A 19,940-nucleotide genomic window follows, 5' to 3' on the forward strand; every position below is an offset into this window, starting at 1 on the left:
CGGCGCGTCGACGGCGATGCGACCGTGTGTTCGAGCCCGGTCCAGGACCGTGATGATTCCTCCGGTGGGGGAACGCCGGGGCGGTCGGGCGGACCACCGACCGGTCTGGGACAGTGGTATCCGAATGTCGGTGTCGCGCGCCGGAGCTTCGGTGCGACGGCCGGCTCGGCACGCACGCGGGCAACTCGCCGGGCTCGCCCGCGACGCGCCGACGGCATGCGATCGTCGGCTCGGAGGGAACCGTCGGGGCACGCGCACGACCGGCCACAACGCGGAGAGGGCGGAGGAGCAGGGGTGTCTTCGGGTGAGTCGCATCGAGTGTCCCGGCCACGAATGACCGGCACCCAGCGGCGTCAGCAACTGATCGAGATCGGGCGCGCGCTGTTCGCCGAACGCGGCTACGACGCGACGTCCATCGAGGAGATCGCGCAACGCGCCCAGGTCTCCAAACCCGTGGTGTACGAACACTTCGGCGGCAAGGAGGGGCTGTACGCGGTGGTCGTCGACCGGGAGATGTCGATGCTGCTGGACATGATCACCTCCTCGCTCACCCGCAACCGGTCGCGGATCCGCCTCGAACAGGTCGCGCTGGCGCTGCTGACCTACATCGAAGAACGAACCGACGGGTTTCGAATTCTGGTGCGCGATCAGCCCGCCGCCGCCGCCGAGGGCCGGTACTCCAGTTTGCTCAACGAGGCGACCAATCAGGTGGCGCACATTCTGGCCGGAGATTTCGCACGCCGCGGGTTCGACACCAGCCTGAGCACCCTCTACGCGCAGGCGCTCGTCGGCCAGGTCGCCACCGCCGCCACCTGGTGGCTGGACGAGCGCAAACCGTCGAAAGAGGTTGTGGCGGCCCACTTGGTGAACCTGTGCTGGAACGGGCTCAGCCATCTGGAGGCCGATCCGCAATTGAGTTCGGAGTGGCGCGCGGGCGCCGGTGAGTGACCCGGATTGTTAACCAGCAAATTGCGCGACTGGTCTTGTCGAATGCTCGAATTGGCTGCTGGGCGCGCGCCTGGTGGTACGGTTCACCCATCCTTTGGGTGCTGTTCGGGCGGTAAGTCGGTCAACTTCGGGATGTCGGTCTACTTCAGGATGGCTGGTTTTTAGGATGACAGGCGGATCTGATGGCTAGGCAAGCGCGCGCGGAGATCACCCGCGACTCCGTCCTGGCAGGCGCTGCCGATGTCTTTCTGCGCTTGGGATATGCGAATGCGAGCCTGAGCGAGATCATCGCGCAGTCCAATGTCACCAAGGGCGCCTTGTATTTTCACTTCGGCTCGAAGGAAGAGCTGGCGCGCGCCGTGGTCGACCAGGGCAACGAGCGACTGACCAGCTCGTGTCAGGGCTTCTTCGATCCCAGGGTGCCCGCGTTGGAAGCGTGCATCGGCATCACCTACGTGGTCGCCGATCTATCGATGAACGATCCGATGGTCGGCGCCATGCTGAAGCTGACCCACCAGATCGGCGACTACCGCGGCGCCCAGGGCGACAACATCGCCAAGAACTGGGGCGACACCTACCGGCTGCTCGCCGAGCGCGCCATCGCCCAGGGCGACCTCATCGCCGACCTGGACGCGGAGGTCATCGGGCTGCTGTGGCAGGAGATGGCCGCGGGCGTGCACATCATCGCTGTCGGCACCGAGTCCATCGACCAGATGGCGGTCCGGATGGAGCGCGCCTGGTACTTCCTGCTCCCGGCCATCGTGCCGGCCGAAAAGCTCTCGTACTTCAGGGAGTTCGCGGCCAGGCGGCTACGGCGCTACGTGCCGTAATTTCGGTCGCGACTACGTCGCGACGTGTTCGCGGCCCCTGGTGGCTCGCGTTCGAGCGACCGCCGCTTGCTCCTTCGTCGCGTACGCGTCGGCCGCTCGAACGCGAGCCGGGCCGCGAACGCGCATGCTCGGTCTCGCTTCGCTCGGTAGTCGTGGTTGCGGTGCGGCGGGCGCGTCGGTGCCGTGGCTCGCTGACAGGGGGTGCGCGGGTTGTGGTGGCTCGCTGTCGGTCGGGGTCTGCGGCCGGTTGCTTCTTCGGCGGGTATGTGGTGGCCGGTCGAACGGGAGCCGGGCTGCGGCCGGTGGGTGCTCGGTCCCGCTGACACGAAAAGAGAACTTTCCCACCCATGGCGGAGCGCAGCGCCCTTGAACAGCTTCGCTCCGACGGCGTGGTTGCGGTGCCGCGGGCGCGTTGGCGTTCGAACTCGCGCTACGACGCGCGCGGTGGCACGGCTGAGCGGGCTCGGGCTCGCCGCGTGCGTGGGTTACCCCGGGTGCTCGCCAAGTGCTGGTTCCTCGTGCGGCGACTGCGGCTCCCTGACGGGCATGAGCGGTAGTCGGGCCACGAAACGGTGCTGGCGCTGTCTCGGTTCCTCGGAACCCGGTGCGGGTCGGCGTGGGCGTGGATCGCCGAGGCTTCCCCGGTCGGGTGCTTCTCGGTGCGGCTCGATCCTGGTTCCGCCGCTGTCAGCCGGAACGCGCGGCGGGGTGACACCCGCGAAGTGCGACGGCGGGGGTGTGCGGACGGGCGCTCGGGCGCTGGACCGCCGCCGCGTCGCGGTGCGGGCGCTGCGAAAACGAGATGCTCGCTTCACTAGACTCGGTGGGCCGCTCGAAACGTGTCGCCTGCGCTCAGGAGTTGTCGATGTCCACCCACCGTCCGCCGCTGGCGGGACTGGCCGCCGCGGCTGGTGCCGATACCTCCCTACGGACCGTCACGGAGCTGATCGGCACCTCGTCGGTCGAGTTGGTCGCGCCGTCGGCGGTGCGGCCGTTCGTCGCGGCTCGGTTGGCGGGCGAGCGGCCGCTGGTGGTGGTCACGGCCACCGGGCGGGAGGCCGACGATCTGACCGTCGAGCTGACGGAGATACTCGGCCCGGCGGTCGCGCAGTTCCCGTCCTGGGAGACGCTGCCGCACGAACGGCTCTCACCCGGTGCTGACACGGTGGGGCGCAGGCTGGAGGTGCTGCGCCGGATCGCCCATCCCGACGACCCGCACTTCCCCGCGCCGCTGCGCGTCGTGGTGACCACGGTGCGGTCGCTGATGCAGCCGATGGCGGGCGGGCTCGGCGACATCGAGCCGATCGTGCTGCGCGTCGGCGCCGAGCTGGACTTCGACGAACTGCTCGTGCGGCTGGTCGAGTTCGCCTACACCCGGGTCGACATGGTGGGCAAGCGCGGCGAGTTCGCGGTGCGCGGCGGCATCCTGGACGTCTTCCCGCCCACGGCCGACCACCCGGTACGCGTGGAGTTCTGGGGTGACGAGGTCACCGAACTACGGCCGTTCGCCGTCGCCGACCAGCGCTCGCTGCCGGACGTCGCGGTGGACGTGGTGGTCGCGCCGCCGTGCCGGGAACTGCTGCTCACCCCCGAGGTGCGCGAGCGCGCCGCCGAGGTCGCCGTCGCCAACGCGGCCGACGCGGCGCTGGTGGAGATGCTGGAGAAACTGTCGCAGGGCATCCCGGTCGAGGGCATGGAAGCGCTGTTGCCGGTGCTGCAACCGGGACGATTGTGCCTGCTCACCGAGGTGCTGCCGGACGGAACGCATGTGCTGCTGTGCGATCCGGAGAAGATTCGCACCCGCGCCGCCGACCTGGTGCGCACCGGCGAAGAATTCCTCGAGGCCTCCTGGACGGCGGCCTCGTTCGGCGGCGCCGCGCCGCTCGGCGGGCACGGCCTCGACCTGGCCGCCTCGGCCTACCGCCCGCTGTCGGAGATCCATGCCAGCGCCGACCGGCAGGGCCTGCCCTGGTGGACGCTGAGCCCGCTGGCCTCCGGGAATTCGTCCGAGGTGGTGCTGCGGGTGCTGCCCGGCCCCGCCGCGCGCGGATCCGACGAACTGGTGGCGACCCTGTTCGCCTCGTTGCGCGCCCACGTCACCACCGGCGGCAGAGCCGTGGTGGTGGTCGCCGGTCACGGCACGGCGCAGCGCATCCTGGAGCGGCTGGCGGATGCCGACGTGCCTGCCGCCGTGCTGCCGACGGGCGCCGAGCCGAACGAGGGCGTGGTGGGCGTGCTGTGCGGCTCGCTGCACGACGGTCTGGTGTTCGAGGACGCCGGCCTGGTGGTCGTCGCCGAATCCGACCTCACCGGCAACCGGGTCACCGCGCCGGCCGAAGGCAAGCGGATGCCGGCCAAGCGCCGCAACCAGGTCGACCCGCTCGCGTTGAGCGCGGGCGACATGGTGGTGCACGACCAGCACGGCATCGGCAAGTTCGTGGAGATGATCGAGCGCACCGTCGGCGGCGCCCGCCGCGAGTACCTGGTGATCGAGTACGCGCCGAGCAAGCGCGGCCAGCCCGGCGACCGGCTGTTCGTCCCGATGGAGTCGCTCGACCAGCTCTCCCGTTACGTCGGCGGCGAGATGCCCGGCCTGTCCAAGCTCGGCGGTTCGGATTGGGCCAACACCAAGCGCAAGGCGCGCAAGGCCGTGCGCGAGATCGCGGGCGAGCTCGTGCAGTTGTACGCGGCCCGTCAGGCGGCGCCCGGCCACGCCTTCGGACCGGACACGCCGTGGCAGAAGGAGATGGAGGACGCGTTCGCGTTCACCGAGACCGTCGACCAGATGACCGCCATCGCCGAGGTGAAGTCGGACATGGAGAAGCCGGTCCCGATGGACCGCGTGGTCTGCGGCGATGTCGGCTACGGCAAGACCGAGATCGCGGTGCGCGCGGCGTTCAAGGCGGTGCAGGACGGCAAGCAGGTCGTCGTACTGGTGCCGACCACGCTGCTGGCGCAACAGCATCTGCAGACGTTCACCGAGCGCGTCGCGGGCTTCCCGATCACCGTGAAGGGCCTGTCCCGCTTCACCGATCCGGCCGAGGCCCGGGCCGTGCTGGAGGGAATGGCCGACGGCAGCGTCGACATCGTGGTCGGCACCCATCGGCTCCTGCAGACCGGCGTGCGCTGGAAGGACCTCGGTCTGGTCGTGGTCGACGAGGAACAGCGGTTCGGCGTGGAGCACAAGGAGCACATCAAGGCGCTGCGCACGCACGTCGACGTGCTCACGATGTCGGCCACCCCGATCCCGCGCACCCTGGAGATGAGCCTGGCCGGGATCCGCGAGATGTCGACCATCCTGACCCCGCCGGAGGAACGCCACCCGGTGCTCACCTACGTGGGCGCCTACAACGACAAGCAGGTCACCGCCGCCATCCGGCGCGAACTGCTGCGCGACGGCCAGGTCTTCTACGTGCACAACCGGGTGTCGTCGATCGACAAGGCGGCCAAGCGGATTCGCGATCTGGTGCCCGAGGCGCGGGTGGTGGTCACGCACGGCCAGATGAACGAGGACGCGCTCGAGTCCACCGTGCAGGGTTTCTGGCAGCGCGAATACGACGTGCTGGTGTGTACCACGATCATCGAGACCGGTCTGGACATCTCCAACGCCAACACGTTGATCGTGGAACGCGCTGACGCGCTGGGCCTCTCGCAGTTGCACCAGTTGCGCGGGCGGGTCGGGCGCAGCCGGGAACGCGGGTACGCCTATTTCCTGTATCCGCCGGAGAAACCGCTCACCGAGACGGCCTATGACCGGCTGGCCACCATCTCGCAGAACTCCGACCTCGGCGCGGGCATGGCGGTCGCGATGAAGGACCTGGAGATTCGCGGCGCGGGCAACGTGCTCGGCGCCGAGCAGTCCGGCCACGTCGCCGGTGTCGGCTTCGATCTCTACGTGCGGCTGGTCGGCGAGGCCGTCGAGGCGTATCGCGCCGCCGCGGACGGCAAGCCGATCACCACCGAGGAGGTCAAGGAGGTGCGCATCGACCTGCCCGTCGACGCGCACATCCCGCCCGACTACATCGCCAGCGACCGGCTGCGGTTGGAGGCGTACCGCAAACTCGCCGCCGCGCAAGATGATTCGGCACTGGCACAGGTCGTGGAGGAACTCGTCGACCGCTACGGCCCGCTGCCCGTCGAGGTCGGGCGCCTGGTCTCGGTGGCCAAGTTGCGGTTGCTCGCCCGCGAGTACGAGGTGACCGAGATCGCCGTCACCGGGACCACCTTGAAGATCTCGCCGCTGCACCTGCCCGATTCCAAGCAGTTGCGCCTCAAGCGGCTCTACCCGAGCGCCGGATACCGGGCCGCGTCCGGGGTGGTGCAACTTCCGTTGCCACGTGTCGAAGACAGTGTCGGGTCCGACCGCGTCCGGGACGTGGTGCTGCTGCAGTTCGTCGCCGACCTGCTGCTGGCGTTGGACGGGAAGGCGCAGGGCGCGGTCGACCTCACCGTGGCCGCCGAGATGGCGCCGCGATGAGTTCGACTCGCGACGAGTCCGTTCTGCGGGCCGCCCGGCACCGCGCCGCCGAGCGCGCGTCCGACGGCGCGGATCGTTCCGCGCCGGACGGTGCCGCGGTCGCGCGCACCGACACGGCGGTAATCGCGGCGGGACTGGCCGGAGCCGTCGAGGTCATGGATCGCCTCTGGCATTTCGGCGGGTGGGAGGTCACCCAGACCCACGACTCGCTGCGGCCCTATCTGCTCGAGGAAACCTACGAACTGCTCGACGCCATCCAGCACGATGATGTCGAGACGATCAAGGAAGAACTCGGCGATCTGCTACTGCAAGTGCTGTTCCATTCCCGGATCGCCGAAGCGGCAGGCGAATTCACCGTCGACGACGTGGCCGCAGCGCTGGTCGCCAAGCTGGTCAACCGCAGCCCGCACCTCGTGGACTCCGCGATCGATCCCCACGCCTCGGTGGCCGAGAAGATCGCCGCCCAGGAGCGCGCCTGGGAAGAGCGTAAATCCGCCGAGAAGTCCCGCCGTTCCTGCCTGGACGGCATCGCGATGGCCCAGCCCGCCCTGGCCCTCGCCGAGAAGATCGTCTCCCGCAGCACGAAAGCGGGTCTCCCGTCCGATCTCGTCCCCGAGGCGCTCCTGCTGGTGCACCTGGGCGGCCCGGACAGCGCCGAAGAACGTCTTCGCAAGGCGACGCTCACCTTCGCCGCCGCCATCCGCGCGGCCGAGGACGCGGCGGAAAAGGAACGTGGCGAACGTCTTCCGCTCACCGCGGCGGATTGGCGCGCCTTCTGGCCAGACGACGAGTAGGGGCCGTGCCCCGAACAAGCAGCCCGGATCAGGCACACTGAGAGAATGCCGCATCCCGAGTTGCACGCACGACCGCGCTGGCAATCGACCGGGAACGGCAAATTCCCCGTCGCCGCCCACGTCGACGGCCAGTGGTGGGTCCTACGGATGAACGGTTTCCCCGACCACCCGCTGTGGACCTTGTTCATCGACGGCGCACCACGTTTCGACATCGATGACACGCCGCCCGGCTGGGATCGACCGAGCCCCCGCTCCGCCCCGCCCCTGGATGCCGGCAGCGTCGAGCAGGTCCTGGCTCCGGTGCGGCACTTCATGGCCTACGGCAGTGAAGTCGGCGACCCGTGCGACGACCCGGTTTGCTGCGGTTGACGTCGGGCAAACGCACAGCCTGCGTGCGGGTCTTCCGGGATATCTCTGCGTTTGGAAGACCCGCGCGGCGATGGTCCGGAGAACCTCAGACGTTGACCCCGTAATCCCGGGCGATGCCCGCCAGACCGGAGGCGTAGCCCTGGCCGATGGCGCGGAACTTCCACTCGTTGTTGTGGCGGTACAACTCGCCGAAGATCATGGCCGTTTCGGTGGACGCGTCCTCGGTGAGGTCGTAGCGCGCCAGCTCGACGCCGGTGGCGGCGTCGACGACGCGGATGAAGGCGTTGCGGATCTGGCCGAACGACTGGCCGCGGGCGTCGGCGTCGTGGATGGACACCGGGAAGAAGATGTTGGTGATGGTCGGCGGCGTGGCGGTGAGGTCGACGTTGATCACCTCGTCGTCGCCTTCACCCGCGCCGGTGAGGTTGTCGCCGGTGTGCTCGATGGAGCCCTCGGGCGAGCGCAGGTTGTTGTAGAAGATGAAGTGCTGGTCGGACAGCACTTTCAGGTTCGGTCCGCAGGCGAGCGCGCTGGCGTCGAGGTCGTAGTCGGCGCCGGTGGTGGTGCGCACGTCCCAGCCGAGCCCCACCGACACCTTGGTGAGATTCGCCGCCTGCTTGGACAGCGAGACGTTGCCGCCTTTGGCCAGAGTGACGCTCATGATCCCCTTCCGCGCGGCACCACCGGTGCCGCCTCTTTCGTGCGCCCGGAAAACGTCGGGCGGGTTTCAGTTCTGGTGGTCGGCCCAGGATTGCAGGGTGCTGACCCGGCCCTTCAGCGCGCGCAGTTCGCTCTCGTCGTCGAGCACCGTGCGCTGGATGCCTTGCACCACCGCGAAGGCCGACTGGCGATGATCATCGATCACGTCGACGTCGATGCGGACGGCGACGTAGTCGTCGGCGCCGGGCATCTGCTCGGCGACCACATGCGCGGTTCCCCGGGCGCACATCGCCACATTGCCAGCGCCCAGGATCAGCAGCGCCACCTCGGGATGGTCGCGCAGCCGGGCCAGCGAACCGCGGTCGTACTTCAGGCTGATCAGGATGCGCCGGTCACCGGCCCGCACCGGCCAGGACACCGGGATCGCGTGCGGCGCAGGATCGGTCGTCACCAGCACGCCGATCGTCTCCAGCGGCCACTCCGGGAGCACGTCCAGCTCGGGATGATCTGTCGAGTTGTGCTGACGTTGGGCGGGGCTCGCTCCGGCTGCCATCTTCGTCACCTCATGGATCGTCGAGCGCGGCGGGCTGTCCGCGCTTGATAGCAGTCTAAGGTGCTGTGCGCCTTGCGCGCTGGCGCTGTGCGCTTTGTCCGGACCGCACTCCGCGGACCATCGGCCCGCGGCCGCTGCCGGTCAGGCCGAGACCAGCGCGGGGATGTCGAGCCCGGCGGCCCACTGTCGCGCCATGTCCTTGACACGGACCTCGGTCGACGCGTCATGTCGCGCGTGCTCGCCGACCTGGACGGCGCCGCGGTCGGCGAGCTTCTCGGCGATGATCTCGCCGCCGCGGTTGAACGTGTCGCCGTACACCGTGTCGCCGAGTCCGAAGACGGCGAACCGCAGACCACTCAGGTCCGGCGCGTCGCGGTCGAGCGCGTCGGCGAAGGGCTCCGCGCCGGTCGGCAGGTCGCCGTCGCCGTAGGTCGAGCACACGACGACGTGGAAGTCGCGGACGTCCAGTTCCGCGACGTCGAAGTCCGTCATGTCGTGCACCGAGACGTCGTAGGCGCCGCGCAGCTCCTCGGCGATGCTGTGCGCCGCGGACTCCGCGGTGCCCATCTCGGTTCCGAACAGAATGACGACACGCACCGATACGACCCTTTCTCCGCGCGATTATGGTGAGCCTACCCTAACTATAGCGGCAGGTGTGCTGTGGCGTCGTCGGATGTTCGGTCGCCGCGGAGAGAGCGGAGCGCAGCCGTTTCAACTGCGCCGATTGACGGAATCTCCGGCGCGTTGCATCATTCCTAGAGGTGCCCGGTGTTTTCCGGGCCGACCTTCCCGCCGGCCGATGACTGTCCGGCTCCGCGGCTGCCGCCCGTGCCGTCGAGTTCTCGCCACGAGTGCAGCGCTTCCATCCATGACGCTTCGCGCGTCCGGCCGTGAGTGAGGTGAAAACGAAATGGTCTACCAGTCGTCTGCATGCCAGGTGGTCAATTCGTACGCCCGCTTCGGCTCCCTTCCCCACGTCTGAATGTCACCGCGCTGGGCGCGGTCGTCTCTCGCCGATGTCTCGCATCGGCGGACTCGCGGCTCGGCGCGGTGCCCCGGACCAGTCGGAAACCGGTGAACAGACGGATGTGGAGGCAGTCATGACGGACAGGGGAGCAGTGAATTCGGGGGCGGTGGAAATGGTGACGCGGGCCATGGCGAGCAACTTCGCCGTGTCCGCGGCGATGATCGAGGATCTCGGCTACTTGCGCGCGGAGCTGGCGGCCGCGGAGGTGCCGTTCCTGCTCGTGCGCGACAGCGGGCACCGGCTCGTGCTGGCGGCCGACGCGGCGCATCGGCCGATGGTGCGCCGGGTGACCGCCGCGGCGATGTCGGCCGGATTCTCCTGTGCGGAATTGCGGCACAACGTCTTCCGGCTCGGACGCGACCACGATCCGGCGCATCATGTCGAACTGGAGCTGTGGGAGTACCACGGCGACACGGTGACCTGTCCGCGCCCGAACGCGCTGACCCGGACGGTCTTCGACCTCGCCGACGTCCAGCAGACACAAGTGCGGCTGTTCGACCGGACCTGGCCCACCCTCGCCGACATGTTCGCGCCGCAGCCCGGCGACGTCGGCTTCGACATCGACCTGGTGTTCTCCTGGGTGGACGGCTCCGACCCGGAATTCCGCGCCCGCCGCGCCGGGATGCTCGCCCAGGTCGTGGTCGGTGAGGGCGACGACGCGGAGGCCCGGATCCGGCAGATCGACGAGTTGAAGTACGCGCTGCGGTCGGTGCACAAGAACGCGCCGTGGATCCGCAGGATCTTCATCGCGACCGACTCGACGCCGCCGGACTGGCTGACCGCGCATCCGAAGGTGACCGTGGTGCGGGCGGTGGACCATTTCCGGGACGTCAGCGGTCTGCCGGTGTTCAATTCGCACGCGGTGGAATGCCAGTTACAGCACATCGACGGGCTCAGCGAGCACTTCCTGTACTCCAACGACGACATGTTCTTCGCGCGGCCGGTGCGTCCGTCGATGTTCTTCACCTCGGGCGGCGTGAGCCGGTTCATCGAAGCGGACACCAGGATCGGTCCGGGCGGCAACAACGAGCGGCGCAGCGGTTTCGAGAACGCGGCGCGGGTCAATCGGGCGTTGCTGGCCGATCGTTTCGGTTACGTCATCACCCGGCACCTGGAGCACACGCCCGTGCCGCTGCGGCGCAGCGTGCTGCTGGAGATGGAGGAGGAGTTCGCCGCCGACTTCGCGCGCACGAGCGCGAGCCGGTTCCGGGCGGCCACCGACATCTCGGTCACCAACTCGCTGTATCACTACTACGCCATGCTGACCGGGCGCGCCGTGCCGCAGGAGTCGGCGAAGGTGCGGTACGTGGACACCACCAGCTACAGCGGCCTGTCCCTGCTGGACGGTCTGGCGCGCCATCGCGACGTCGACTTCTTCTGCCTCAACGACGGCAGTTTTCCGGAGGTCGCCGAATCGGAACGGGTGCGGATCGTATCGGATTTCCTCGCCGGGTACTACCCCGAGGCGGCGCCGTGGGAACGGCTCAGCACACCGCCTCGCCGTCCGCTTCCTGAGTCGACGCAGGGCGCCGCATGACGTGCGGGATGCGCGCGGCGGGCGGGATCACGATGCCCTCCTGAGTCAGCCGCCGCTGCGCCTCCTCCGGCGTGGCGGGCGCGCCGACCGTGCTGCCACGCTCGATGGGCACCACCGAGTGCACCACGGTGTCCGGGTAGATGTGCACGTAATTGAAGGCCTGCGCGCCGTCGCGACCGCGCAGGCCGCCCTGCGCCACGCCGAGATCCTGGCTGTAGCAGGTGGCCGAGGCCACCGAGACCGGGATGCCCGCGAACGTCGCGCTGGTGGAGAAGTGCAGATGCCCGGCGAGGATCGCGCGCACGTCGCTGCCGTCCAGCACGTCGGCCAGTCGGCGCTGATCGCGCAGCTCCACGGTGACGGCGAGGTCGACCACGCACGGCACCGGCGGGTGGTGCATGGCCAGGATGGTGCCGAACGGGGCGGGTTCGGCCAGCACCGAGCGCAGCCACTCCAACTGGTCGTCGGAGATCTCGCCGTAGTGGTGGCCGGGGACGGAGGTGTCCAGGGCGACGATGCGCAGCCCGTCGATCAGATGCACCCGATCCAGCGGGGAAGCGGTGGGGTACTCGCCGAGCAGGCGGGCGCGCAGAGCGGCGCGGTCGTCATGATTGCCGGTGACCCACACGATCGGGGCCCGCAAACTTCTGGCGAATGGTTCGACGATCGACTTCAGCTTGGCGTAGGCGGCGGGCTCACCGCGATCGGTGAGGTCGCCGGTGAACACTATCGCGGTCGGCTGGATCCGGCTCGCCGCAGCCTGTTCGAGCAGTTGTCGTAACCGCAGGTCGGCGTCGACATCGCCGTACAGGGGGTCGTCGCCCGCGATGAGATGTGTGTCGCTGAAGTGGAACAACACGTGATCCGGACGCGGATACTCCGCGACTCTGGTGATGGACACCGGACCGAATCCCTCCTGGCGGGTTGCCGCCATTGGCTTGACTCCGTCGCCACGATAGCGTCGGTTACGGACAGGTTTCCCGACGGTTGGTGAAGACACGCTTGCGGGAAGGTGAGGTTTCGGTGTCGGACGCTGGGGAAACGGCAGCGGGTGTGGGATTCGTCACCGGCCGAGCGCATCGGCGGCGCGCAGGGCGTCCACGACCATCACGGCGTCCACCGCGAAGGGTTCGTTGTGGATGGTCTCGCCCGGGGCGGTCGCCCGGGTCGCGATGGCCCTCAGCGTCTCCTCGTCGGCATCGGGCAGCCCGAGCGCGGCGAGCGTGGTCGGCAAGCCCACCGCGGCGCAGAAATCGAGCACCGTAGCGATCTCCGACGTGGGCGCGCCCTCGAGCACCAGTTGGGTGACGGTGCCGAAGGCGACCTTCTCGCCGTGCAGGAAGGGGCGCGTCCGCGCGGCGGCGGTGAGACCGTTGTGCACGGCGTGCGCCGCGGCCAGCCCCGACGATTCGAAGCCGAGCCCGGACAACAGGGTGTTGGCCTCCACGACGCGCTCCAGCGCCGGTGTGACGCTGTGCGTGCGGACGGCGCTCAGCGCCTGCGCGCCGTCGGCCAGCAGCGTGCGGTAACAGAGTTCGGCCAGCGCGGTGGCGCTGCGCGTGGAGGCCCCGCCGCGCATGTTGCGCACCTGCGCGGCGCTGCATGTGCGCGCCTCGAACCAGGTGGCGAGCGCGTCGCCCATCCCCGCGGCGAGCAGCCGGGCGGGCGCCCGCGCGACCACCGAGGTGTCCACCAGCACCAGCGCCGGATTCCGCCGGACCAGCTGATACGCCTCGAACTCGCCCGCATCGGTGTAGATCACCGACAGCGCGCTGCACGGCGCGTCGCTGGAGGCGGTGCTCGGGCAGCTGATCATCGGCAGGTCGAGATCGTCGGCGACCGCGCGCGCCGCGTCGAGCACTTTGCCGCCGCCGGCGCCGAGCACGACCGTGCTGCCGGTCTCCTCGACGGCGTGGGCGATCCGCGCGATCTCCGCCCGGCTGCATTCGCCGCCGGACAGATGGATCGAATAGGCGATCTTCGCGTCGGTCAGCGAGCGCTCCCAGGTGTCGGCGAGCAGCCGGAAGGCGCTGGACCCGGCCACGATGAGCACCGGACCCCCGATGCCGAGCCGCGTCATCTCCGCGCCGAGCGCGGCTGTGGCGTCCCGGCCCTGCACGTAATGCCCTGGCGAGGAGAACACGCTGAGCATCCGGCACCTCCCGATCCCGGGCCGCGCGCACGCTCTCAGCCCGACCGACGACCCTTCAACGCTACGTGATGCCCCGTTTTCCACGGCGGTGATCTACGAACTCGCCGCGCATCCCCGCTGCGTGCGCGTCGCGTCGTTCGGCAGTGCTGGAGCGGACTCCGACTGAGTTCCGGCGTCCGGGACCGCCGGTGCCGGAACGTGCGATCGCGAACTCCCGCGCAACGTCGCCGCCACGGACTTACCAGGGTTTCGAGCCTCCCATCGGATGGTGCGATGCGCTCTCGGCCGTCCGACCTCTCGCGGCGGTGTCCAGGGCAGTCTCGAGACGGGAAAGCGCCCGTCGCGTACGGAGGGGATTCGACCTACAGCCGGTTGCCCGGGGCAGTCTCGAGACGGGAAAGCGCCCGTCGCGCACCGAAGGGGATTCGACCTACCGCCGGTTGCCCGGGGCCGGGGCGATTGGGAGTGCCCCGGCCCGAGCACCGCACCGCGCGATCGGGACCCGATCAGCTCTGGGTGGTAAGGGTCTCCGGGAGCAGGCGGGGCCGGTCGCGATCCCGCTCGCCGAGCAACGCGAAGTAGCGGCGCAGCATGAGGATCGCGGTGGTGGCCAAGCCCGCGGTCAGGCCCCACCAGACGCCGGCCGCGCCGAGCCCGGCCGGGTAGGCCAGCAGCAGGGCGACGGGCAGGCCGACGCCCCAATAGCCGATCAGCGAGAGCCGGAAGCCGGCGTTGGTCGCCTTCAGCCCGCGCAACAGGCCGGTGCCGATGTTCTGCGCGGCGTCGAAGAACTGCAACACGATGCCGATCAGCAGCAGAGTGTGCGCGAGGCGGATGGTGTCGGCATCCGAGGAATCCAGGAAAGGCCGCAGCACCAGATCGGGCGCGAGCACGTAGATCGTGCCCGTCACCGCCGCGATCACCGCGGCGTGCCGCAGCGCCAGCCAGGCCAGCGCGCGGGCGTGCGCGTGCTCGTCCCGCGCGACCGCGTGGCTGACCAGGATCGACGCACCGTGCGAGAGACCGATCGCCACTTGGAAGACGATGTAGATGATCTGGTAGACGACGTTGTGCGCCGCCAGCGCCGCCGGGCCGATGCTGCCCATGACCAGCGCGAGCACCGAGAACATGCCGGCTTCGGAGCCGTAGGTGAGCGCGATCGGCGTGCCGAGCCGCAACTCGGCGCGCACGGTGGTGAGCCGTACCGGCAGGGGGGTCTTGGGCAGGATGCGGCCGAGTTCGTCGTCGTGCCACACCATCGCCCAGAACACGCCGAAGGTGATCAGGAAGACCAGCGAGGTCGCGACCCCGATGCCGGTCAGCCCGAGCGCGGGCAGCCCGCCCTTGCCGTGGATGAGGCCGAACGCCAGGACCAGGTTGAGCACCACCGAGCCGAGCGTGACCAGCAACAGCGCCTGCGGGCGCTGCATGCCGACCGTGTACTGGCGCAGGACCTGGAACCACAGGCAGGGCAGCAGACCGGGCGCGAGCGCCACCATCAGCGGACGGGCGTCGGCGAGCACGCCCGGGTCCTGCCCGAGCCAGGGCAGCATCCAGCCGAGCCCGATCAGCATCGCGCCGCCGAGCAGACCGGCGACCGTGGCGATCGCGAAGCTCGAGCGCAGCAGGTCACGGATCTCCGGATCCGGCGAGTCACCGCGCTTGCCCGCCGCGCTCACCGCGGTGGCGATCTGGTTGCCGCTGGCGGTGATCAGTCCGACGCACATGGTGCGGATCTGGTTGAACAGCACGATCGCCAGCCCGCCCGCGGCCACCTGGCGCACGCCGAGCGTGCCCATCAGCGCGATGTTGGTGGTCGAGACCGCTATCTGGGCCAGCTGGGTCAACGCGATCGGCGTCGCGAGCGCGGTGAGCCGCCCGCCGTCGCCGCGGAAACTCGTCACGATCACCGGTTCTCCTTCGCAGAGGGCGAGAGCGTCGTCTTACGCGGGCGACCGGACCTCACCGCGCCTGCACCAGTGCGTTGCGGGCGGCGGGCGCGTAGCGCCGCAGCAGCACGGCGACCTCGCGTTCGGTGCCGGGGTCGAGCAGGTCGCGCTCGGTCATCCAGTCGTCGTCGAACACCGTGTCCAGGTACTTCTCTCCGCCGTCGCACACGATGGTGACCACGGTGGAGCCCGGCGGAAACTCCTCGAGCCGGGTGAGCGCGGCGTACACCGACCCGCCCGCCGACCCGCCGATCATCAGGCCCAGTTCGGCGGCCACCGCGCGGGCGGTCGCGAAGGCCGCCACATCGGTGACCTTCACGCCCTCGTCCAGCAAGGAGTAGTCGACGGCGGTGCCGATGGTGGCGCCCGGCGGGGTGCCGGTGCCCGACTGCCAGTACGGGCCGCCCGGGCCGCCGAAGGCGATCGAGCCGACCGGCTCCACACCGATCACGTAGGGAGTGCAACCCAGCTGCCGCAGCCGGGTCGCGGTGCCGAACAGCGAACCTCCGGTGCCGACGGCGGACAGCAGGATGTCGACCCGCTCGACGTCTTCCAGCAACTCTTCCGCCACCGGGTAGTAGCCCACCGCGTTGGCGTCGTTGTTGTGCTGCTCGGTGAAGAACGCGTCGTCCCGCTCGGCCGCCATCGCCTCGGCCAGGTCCTCCCGTGCCGAGGTGGCGAGGTTGTCGTCGCCCTCGTCGGCGACGTACACCAGTTCCGCACCCATTGCCCGCATCGCGCGCAGTTTGTCCTTACATGCGTGATGGTCGACCACTGCGGTGAAGCGATACCCACGTTCGGCGGCAACTACCGCGAGGCCGAGCCCGGTGTTGCCGGACGTGGATTCGATGATATGTCCGCCACTGCGCAGCAAACCGCGCCGCTCGGCGTCGAGCACCATTTCGCGCGCCATCCTGATCTTGGCCGCGCCGGTCGGGTTGAACTGCTCCAGTTTGAGCAGCAGGCGGGTGCCGGTCGTGGTGGCCGCGAGCTCGAACAGCGGCGTGCGGCCGATCAGATCCGTCACGCGCGTGACGAGCGGCATTGATGTCTCCTGTTTCGGGTCGGGGAAGTCGGGTCAGTTGCCGTCGCGGGTCCAGCGGAAGCGGTCGCCGGGCGCGTCGTGCAGCACGACTTTCGGTGGGATGGGCAGTTCATGGAAGGCGGACTCGTTCGAATCCATCTGGTAGCCAGCGGTATTCGGGTAGATCAGCAGGTCGCCGACCGCGGCGGCGCGGGGCAGCGGTACGCGCCGCCAGCTCAGCATGTCGGAATCCAGACAGGTGGCCGCGCCGACGCTGGTCGGTGTCGGGTCGCCGGGCCGCTCCGGCCACAGCACCGGATCGGGCAGGTACTCGCTGTCGAACCACTGCTCCGAGAGGCTGAGGCTGGTGCCGTCGACGGTGAGCAACCGGTAGGGCCGGCCGTGCGCATGCCTGGTCTTGCTGCCCTGCACGCGGAAGACGGTGCATCCCGCGTGCGCGAGCAGCGCGCGGCCCGGTTCGATCGCCAGGCGCACGGCGTTGTCCCGCAGCCGTCCGGCCAGATCGTCGTGGTCGAGAATCTGGGCGAGCATGGCCGCTCCGGGCACGGGAAAGTGGTACGGATAGTACGAATCGAAGGACTTCCCGGAGTGGAACCACTGTCTGTTCACACCCGCGGTGAACTCCAGCGCGGCGTCCGCCGCGACGTAGTCGACCCCGAAGCCCCCGCCGATCGAGACCGTGGTGGCCGGATGTCCCAGCGTGCGCGCGTGCAGGCAGCGGGCGATCAGCTCGCCCGCCAGTTCCGCCCGTGCCACCGCGTCGTAGCCGGAGAGGTGAAAACTGAAGCCTTCCAGCCGGATCGAATCGTGCCCGCCCAGGATCGCGAGTGCGTCCTCGATTTCGCCAGGCGTCATGCCGAACCGGCTGGCCGAGGCCGTGGGCAGCACGCGGATCAGCACGCGCGCGGGCTCACTCGCGGGGGTCAGCGCGGCGAGCCGGTCGATCTCCCCGCGGTCGTCCACCGCGATCAGCGCTCCGTGCCGCGCGGCCAGCCACAGCAGTTCGTCCGCCTTGGCGGGGCCGGTCACCATGACTTCGGCGCCGCGCACGCCCTGCGCCAGCGCCGCGGTCAGCTCGCCGACGCTGGCGACGTCGACACCCGCACCGTTTTCCGCGCACGCGCGCGCGACGCACCCGGCTTTGTTCGCCTTCTTGCCGTAGTAGATCGTGCCCTGCACCCCGGCCTGCGTGAACGCGGCGCGGAAGGCTCGGATGTTGTGACCGACCCGCGCCGGATACATGACGTGGAACGGGCCGCCCATCGCGAAAGCCAGGTCTGCGAGAAGGTCCGGATCCGCGAGCAGGCGGCGCTCCCACGGGTCGAGATGCGCGGGCATCGGCGCCGCGCCGATCGACTCGTTCGCCTCGGCCCCCGGCTCCACGACGACACTCGCCTGTTCTAGACCCACCGGGTACCTCCGTGCGCTAATCCCACAGCGGCACCTCCGTGCCGCGGCCTTCGGCGATCGCCCGCTCGGCCAGCGCGTGAGCGACCGCGATGTCGGTCAGCACCAGTCCACTGTTGTAGACGAAGACGCGCTCCTCGTCCGAGCGGCGCGCGACCGCACGGCGATTCAGGATCTGCGGCAGTTCGGCGTCCACCGGGCGCAGCGTGCCGTCGGGGCCCGCCATGTCGGTGCCGGTCAGCGCCATCTGCTCGGCGCTGGTCGCGATCACGCGGTCGGCGTCGTGCAGCGTGGAGGGCGCGAGCCCGTAACCGACCAGCACCGCCACCGAACCCGGCGCGAGGTCGTCGGATTCGAGCGCGACCTCGGTCGCCGGGCCCGCCGTCGCCAGCACGACGTCGGCCGTCGCCGCCGCGGCGCGCGGATCGGTGACCGTCTCGAGCAGCGCGTGCGGGTGGTGCTCGGCCAGCCCGCGGTGCACGGCTTCCAGGCCCTCGGGATGAGTGCCGTACACCATCAGTTTGCGCAGCTGCGGGTTCGCGGCGAGCAGATGCGGTAGGGCGTTGCGTCCCTGAGTTCCGGTACCGATCAGCAGCACGCTCTCCGCGCCGCGGCGGATCGTCTCGCGCACCAGCAGGGCCGACACGGCGGGCGTGCGCAGCGCGCCGACCCGTGCGCAGTCCATCATCGCGATCGGCGCACCGGTGCTGTCGTCGTAGAGCGTGATGGTCGTGTAATACCGCTTGGTGCTGCGGTCGTGGCCTGGGTCGAACTTGTAGGAGGTCTTCATCGCCACCACGCGCCTGCGGCCGTCCCGGCCGAGCATGGCGTAGGCGACCGACCAGCCGTCCGGATTCGCGACGCTGAGCTTGCGCGGGTTGTCCGAATCACCCGCCGCCAGTGCCAGATATGCCTCTTCCACCGCGCGCACCACCGCGGCCGGTGTGATCGGCACGTCGGCGAGGTCGCTGCGGCTCAACACCCGCAGGGGTGTGCTTCGGTCACGCGTGCTCAAGGGGTCCTCGATCATGTCGTACTGCATCCCGCTCCTGAGTGCCGCTCTCGACCGGCGGGGTGTCCGCCGTTCGGAACGGGGCCACGGTTCGTTGCCCGTAGCCATTCTCGTCGGCTTCCTCGGCTCGCCGCCGACGTTCCGGAAGCCGGATGTTCACTCGCTTGAGCCACCGGTCGGTGCCGTCGTACCGCGCGGTGAACGGCACCCGGCCGTGCACGGCGACGTCGTTGTCCACCAGCAACAGCTCGCCGGGGAAGAGCGCGGCGGTCACGCTTACGCGTTCGAGTTCGGCGGCGAGATGCGCGTAGGCCGCGCGGAATTCCGGATCGGCGTCGGAGAGCGGGGTGTACGCCGGGTCGTAGCGCAGGGTCTGCCCCTCGGTTCCGTCGGCGCTCCACAACGTCGGAATCGGTGGGGCGGTGTAGTTTTCGTGTCCGGTGCCGTAGGAGACGTCCGGCAGGATCGGAAGTGTCGGTGTGCTGAGCAGCTCACGCTCCGCGCCGGACAGCTCGATGCGCCGCACCGACGACACGGTGGTGCCGACCAGATCCGGATTGCGCAGACACCCGAGCATCAGCAGGTTGGCGCGCCGCGGATGAAAGGCGTCCTCGGTGTGCGGGCTCAGCAGCACCGCGCTGCTGGCGCCGGACTGTTCGTGCTCGTGACCGGCTGCCGGGACGATGTTGTTGACCAGACGTCCGTCCTGTTGACCCTGCCAGCCGAACGGCTCACCGGCACTGCGCGCGAGCAGCAGCATGACCAGGTCGAGTTCGTACGAGCGCGCGCGCCGCGCCGGATCGCCGCTCCAGCGCGCCGCTTCCCGCCAGCTCGGCGGCGTGGGACCGAACTCGTTGTCGGTCAGGGGAAGACGGCCTACGACGGTCGCGCCGGCCGGGGTGGCGGGCGGACGCATGGCGTGGCGCACCTCGGCGGGCAGCGCCGCGGCGCCGGCATCGATCCGTTCGATGAGCGCCGGGTCGGCGAGGGTGCGCGCGGCGGCGGCGGGATCGGCGAGCGCGAGATCGAGTGTGGCGGAGATCTCCCTGGCGAGCGCGCGCACGGCGCGGCCGGCTCCGGGGGACAACTCCCGTCGTTCGAGATCTTGGGGGTGAAGCGTCTTACGTTCGGAGAGAACGCTTTTCACCGGGTATCCCTTCTTCGCATCGGTTCGAAAAGC

Annotated in this window: 16 protein-coding genes; 6 read left to right on the plus strand and 10 right to left on the minus strand. The window is 69.6% G+C overall.

Going from position 1 to position 19,940, the window contains the following annotated elements; genetic code table 11:
* Positions 1-333 precede the first annotated feature (333 nt).
* From GVY64_RS18480 to GVY64_RS18500, 5 genes are all read left to right on the plus strand, one after another.
* A complete protein-coding gene (locus GVY64_RS18480) occupies positions 334-948 on the plus strand; it encodes a TetR/AcrR family transcriptional regulator (RefSeq protein WP_159843152.1) in 615 nt (204 codons plus the stop codon).
* Between the two features lie 182 nt (positions 949-1,130).
* Positions 1,131-1,778, plus strand: a complete 648-nt coding sequence (locus GVY64_RS18485; protein WP_159843027.1) for a TetR/AcrR family transcriptional regulator — start codon at positions 1,131-1,133, stop codon at positions 1,776-1,778.
* Positions 1,779-2,643: 865 nt separating this feature from the next.
* The gene (mfd, locus tag GVY64_RS18490; protein ID WP_159843029.1) at positions 2,644-6,255 is read left to right on the plus strand and encodes a transcription-repair coupling factor; all 3,612 of its coding nucleotides are present in this window, start codon (positions 2,644-2,646) and stop codon (positions 6,253-6,255) included.
* A gap of 155 nt (positions 6,256-6,410) precedes the next feature.
* Positions 6,411-7,049: a MazG family protein gene (locus tag GVY64_RS18495; RefSeq protein ID WP_236566968.1), complete on the plus strand. Its 639-nt coding sequence runs from the start codon at positions 6,411-6,413 to the stop codon at positions 7,047-7,049.
* Positions 7,050-7,094: 45 nt separating this feature from the next.
* A complete protein-coding gene (locus GVY64_RS18500) occupies positions 7,095-7,418 on the plus strand; it encodes a hypothetical protein (protein ID WP_159843033.1) in 324 nt (107 codons plus the stop codon).
* 85 nt (positions 7,419-7,503) lie between these two features.
* Here GVY64_RS18500 and GVY64_RS18505 read toward each other — a convergent pair whose 3' ends face one another.
* The 3 genes from GVY64_RS18505 to GVY64_RS18515 all read right to left on the minus strand — a co-directional run bounded on the left by GVY64_RS18505 (position 7,504) and on the right by GVY64_RS18515 (position 9,228).
* On the minus strand, positions 7,504-8,079 hold the full coding sequence (locus GVY64_RS18505) for a TerD family protein (RefSeq protein WP_159843036.1): 576 nt from the start codon (positions 8,077-8,079) through the stop codon (positions 7,504-7,506).
* A 66-nt stretch (positions 8,080-8,145) separates the two neighbouring features.
* Positions 8,146-8,631, minus strand: a complete 486-nt coding sequence (locus GVY64_RS18510) for a hypothetical protein (protein WP_159843155.1) — start codon at positions 8,629-8,631, stop codon at positions 8,146-8,148.
* 141 nt (positions 8,632-8,772) lie between these two features.
* Complete coding sequence (locus GVY64_RS18515; RefSeq protein WP_159843038.1) at positions 8,773-9,228, minus strand: flavodoxin domain-containing protein; 456 nt, start codon at positions 9,226-9,228, stop codon at positions 8,773-8,775.
* 503 nt (positions 9,229-9,731) lie between these two features.
* Here GVY64_RS18515 and GVY64_RS18520 point away from each other — a divergent pair.
* Positions 9,732-11,195 (plus strand): stealth family protein, encoded by a 1,464-nt coding sequence (locus tag GVY64_RS18520; RefSeq protein WP_159843040.1) that lies wholly within the window; start codon positions 9,732-9,734, stop codon positions 11,193-11,195.
* Here the strand turns inward: GVY64_RS18520 and GVY64_RS18525 are convergent.
* The 7 genes from GVY64_RS18525 to GVY64_RS18555 all read right to left on the minus strand — a co-directional run bounded on the left by GVY64_RS18525 (position 11,143) and on the right by GVY64_RS18555 (position 19,907).
* Positions 11,143-12,129, minus strand: coding sequence for a phosphodiesterase (locus GVY64_RS18525; protein ID WP_159843042.1), 987 nt, complete (start codon positions 12,127-12,129; stop codon positions 11,143-11,145). The two genes, GVY64_RS18520 and GVY64_RS18525, sit on opposite strands and share 53 nt — an antisense overlap.
* Before the next feature lie 129 nt (positions 12,130-12,258).
* Positions 12,259-13,347, minus strand: coding sequence for a glycerol dehydrogenase (locus tag GVY64_RS18530; protein ID WP_159843044.1), 1,089 nt, complete (start codon positions 13,345-13,347; stop codon positions 12,259-12,261).
* A 506-nt stretch (positions 13,348-13,853) separates the two neighbouring features.
* A complete protein-coding gene (locus GVY64_RS18535) occupies positions 13,854-15,257 on the minus strand; it encodes an MATE family efflux transporter (RefSeq protein WP_159843046.1) in 1,404 nt (467 codons plus the stop codon).
* A gap of 52 nt (positions 15,258-15,309) precedes the next feature.
* Entirely contained in the window at positions 15,310-16,341 is a 1,032-nt protein-coding gene (locus tag GVY64_RS18540; protein ID WP_159843048.1) for a PLP-dependent cysteine synthase family protein, read from the minus strand.
* 33 nt (positions 16,342-16,374) lie between these two features.
* Entirely contained in the window at positions 16,375-17,751 is a 1,377-nt protein-coding gene (locus tag GVY64_RS18545) for an alanine racemase (RefSeq protein WP_328820965.1), read from the minus strand.
* Positions 17,752-17,767: 16 nt separating this feature from the next.
* Complete coding sequence (locus GVY64_RS18550; RefSeq protein ID WP_195086108.1) at positions 17,768-18,778, minus strand: ornithine cyclodeaminase family protein; 1,011 nt, start codon at positions 18,776-18,778, stop codon at positions 17,768-17,770.
* Complete coding sequence (locus GVY64_RS18555; protein WP_159843050.1) at positions 18,750-19,907, minus strand: TauD/TfdA family dioxygenase; 1,158 nt, start codon at positions 19,905-19,907, stop codon at positions 18,750-18,752. The genes GVY64_RS18550 and GVY64_RS18555 overlap by 29 nt, the downstream gene beginning before the upstream one ends.
* Between the last annotated feature and the right edge of the window lie 33 nt (positions 19,908-19,940).

The sequence above is a fragment of the Nocardia sp. CY41 genome, from assembly GCF_009829325.1.
Classification (GTDB): Bacteria; Actinomycetota; Actinomycetes; order Mycobacteriales; family Mycobacteriaceae; genus Nocardia.

Bases quoted from the DNA above. Each gene is read 5' to 3' on its own strand.
- GVY64_RS18480 (WP_159843152.1), top strand. From the start codon at position 334: ATGACCGGCACCCAGCGGCGTCAGCAACTGATCGAGATCGGGCGCGCG.
- GVY64_RS18485 (WP_159843027.1), top strand. From the start codon at position 1,131: ATGGCTAGGCAAGCGCGCGCGGAGATCACCCGCGACTCCGTCCTGGCA.
- mfd (WP_159843029.1), top strand. From the start codon at position 2,644: ATGTCCACCCACCGTCCGCCGCTGGCGGGACTGGCCGCCGCGGCTGGT.
- GVY64_RS18495 (WP_236566968.1), top strand. From the start codon at position 6,411: ATGGATCGCCTCTGGCATTTCGGCGGGTGGGAGGTCACCCAGACCCAC.
- GVY64_RS18500 (WP_159843033.1), top strand. From the start codon at position 7,095: ATGCCGCATCCCGAGTTGCACGCACGACCGCGCTGGCAATCGACCGGG.
- GVY64_RS18505 (WP_159843036.1), bottom strand. From the start codon at position 8,079: ATGAGCGTCACTCTGGCCAAAGGCGGCAACGTCTCGCTGTCCAAGCAG.
- GVY64_RS18510 (WP_159843155.1), bottom strand. From the start codon at position 8,631: ATGGCAGCCGGAGCGAGCCCCGCCCAACGTCAGCACAACTCGACAGAT.
- GVY64_RS18520 (WP_159843040.1), top strand. From the start codon at position 9,732: ATGACGGACAGGGGAGCAGTGAATTCGGGGGCGGTGGAAATGGTGACG.
- GVY64_RS18525 (WP_159843042.1), bottom strand. From the start codon at position 12,129: ATGGCGGCAACCCGCCAGGAGGGATTCGGTCCGGTGTCCATCACCAGA.
- GVY64_RS18530 (WP_159843044.1), bottom strand. From the start codon at position 13,347: ATGCTCAGCGTGTTCTCCTCGCCAGGGCATTACGTGCAGGGCCGGGAC.
- GVY64_RS18540 (WP_159843048.1), bottom strand. From the start codon at position 16,341: ATGCCGCTCGTCACGCGCGTGACGGATCTGATCGGCCGCACGCCGCTG.
- GVY64_RS18550 (WP_195086108.1), bottom strand. From the start codon at position 18,778: ATGATCGAGGACCCCTTGAGCACGCGTGACCGAAGCACACCCCTGCGG.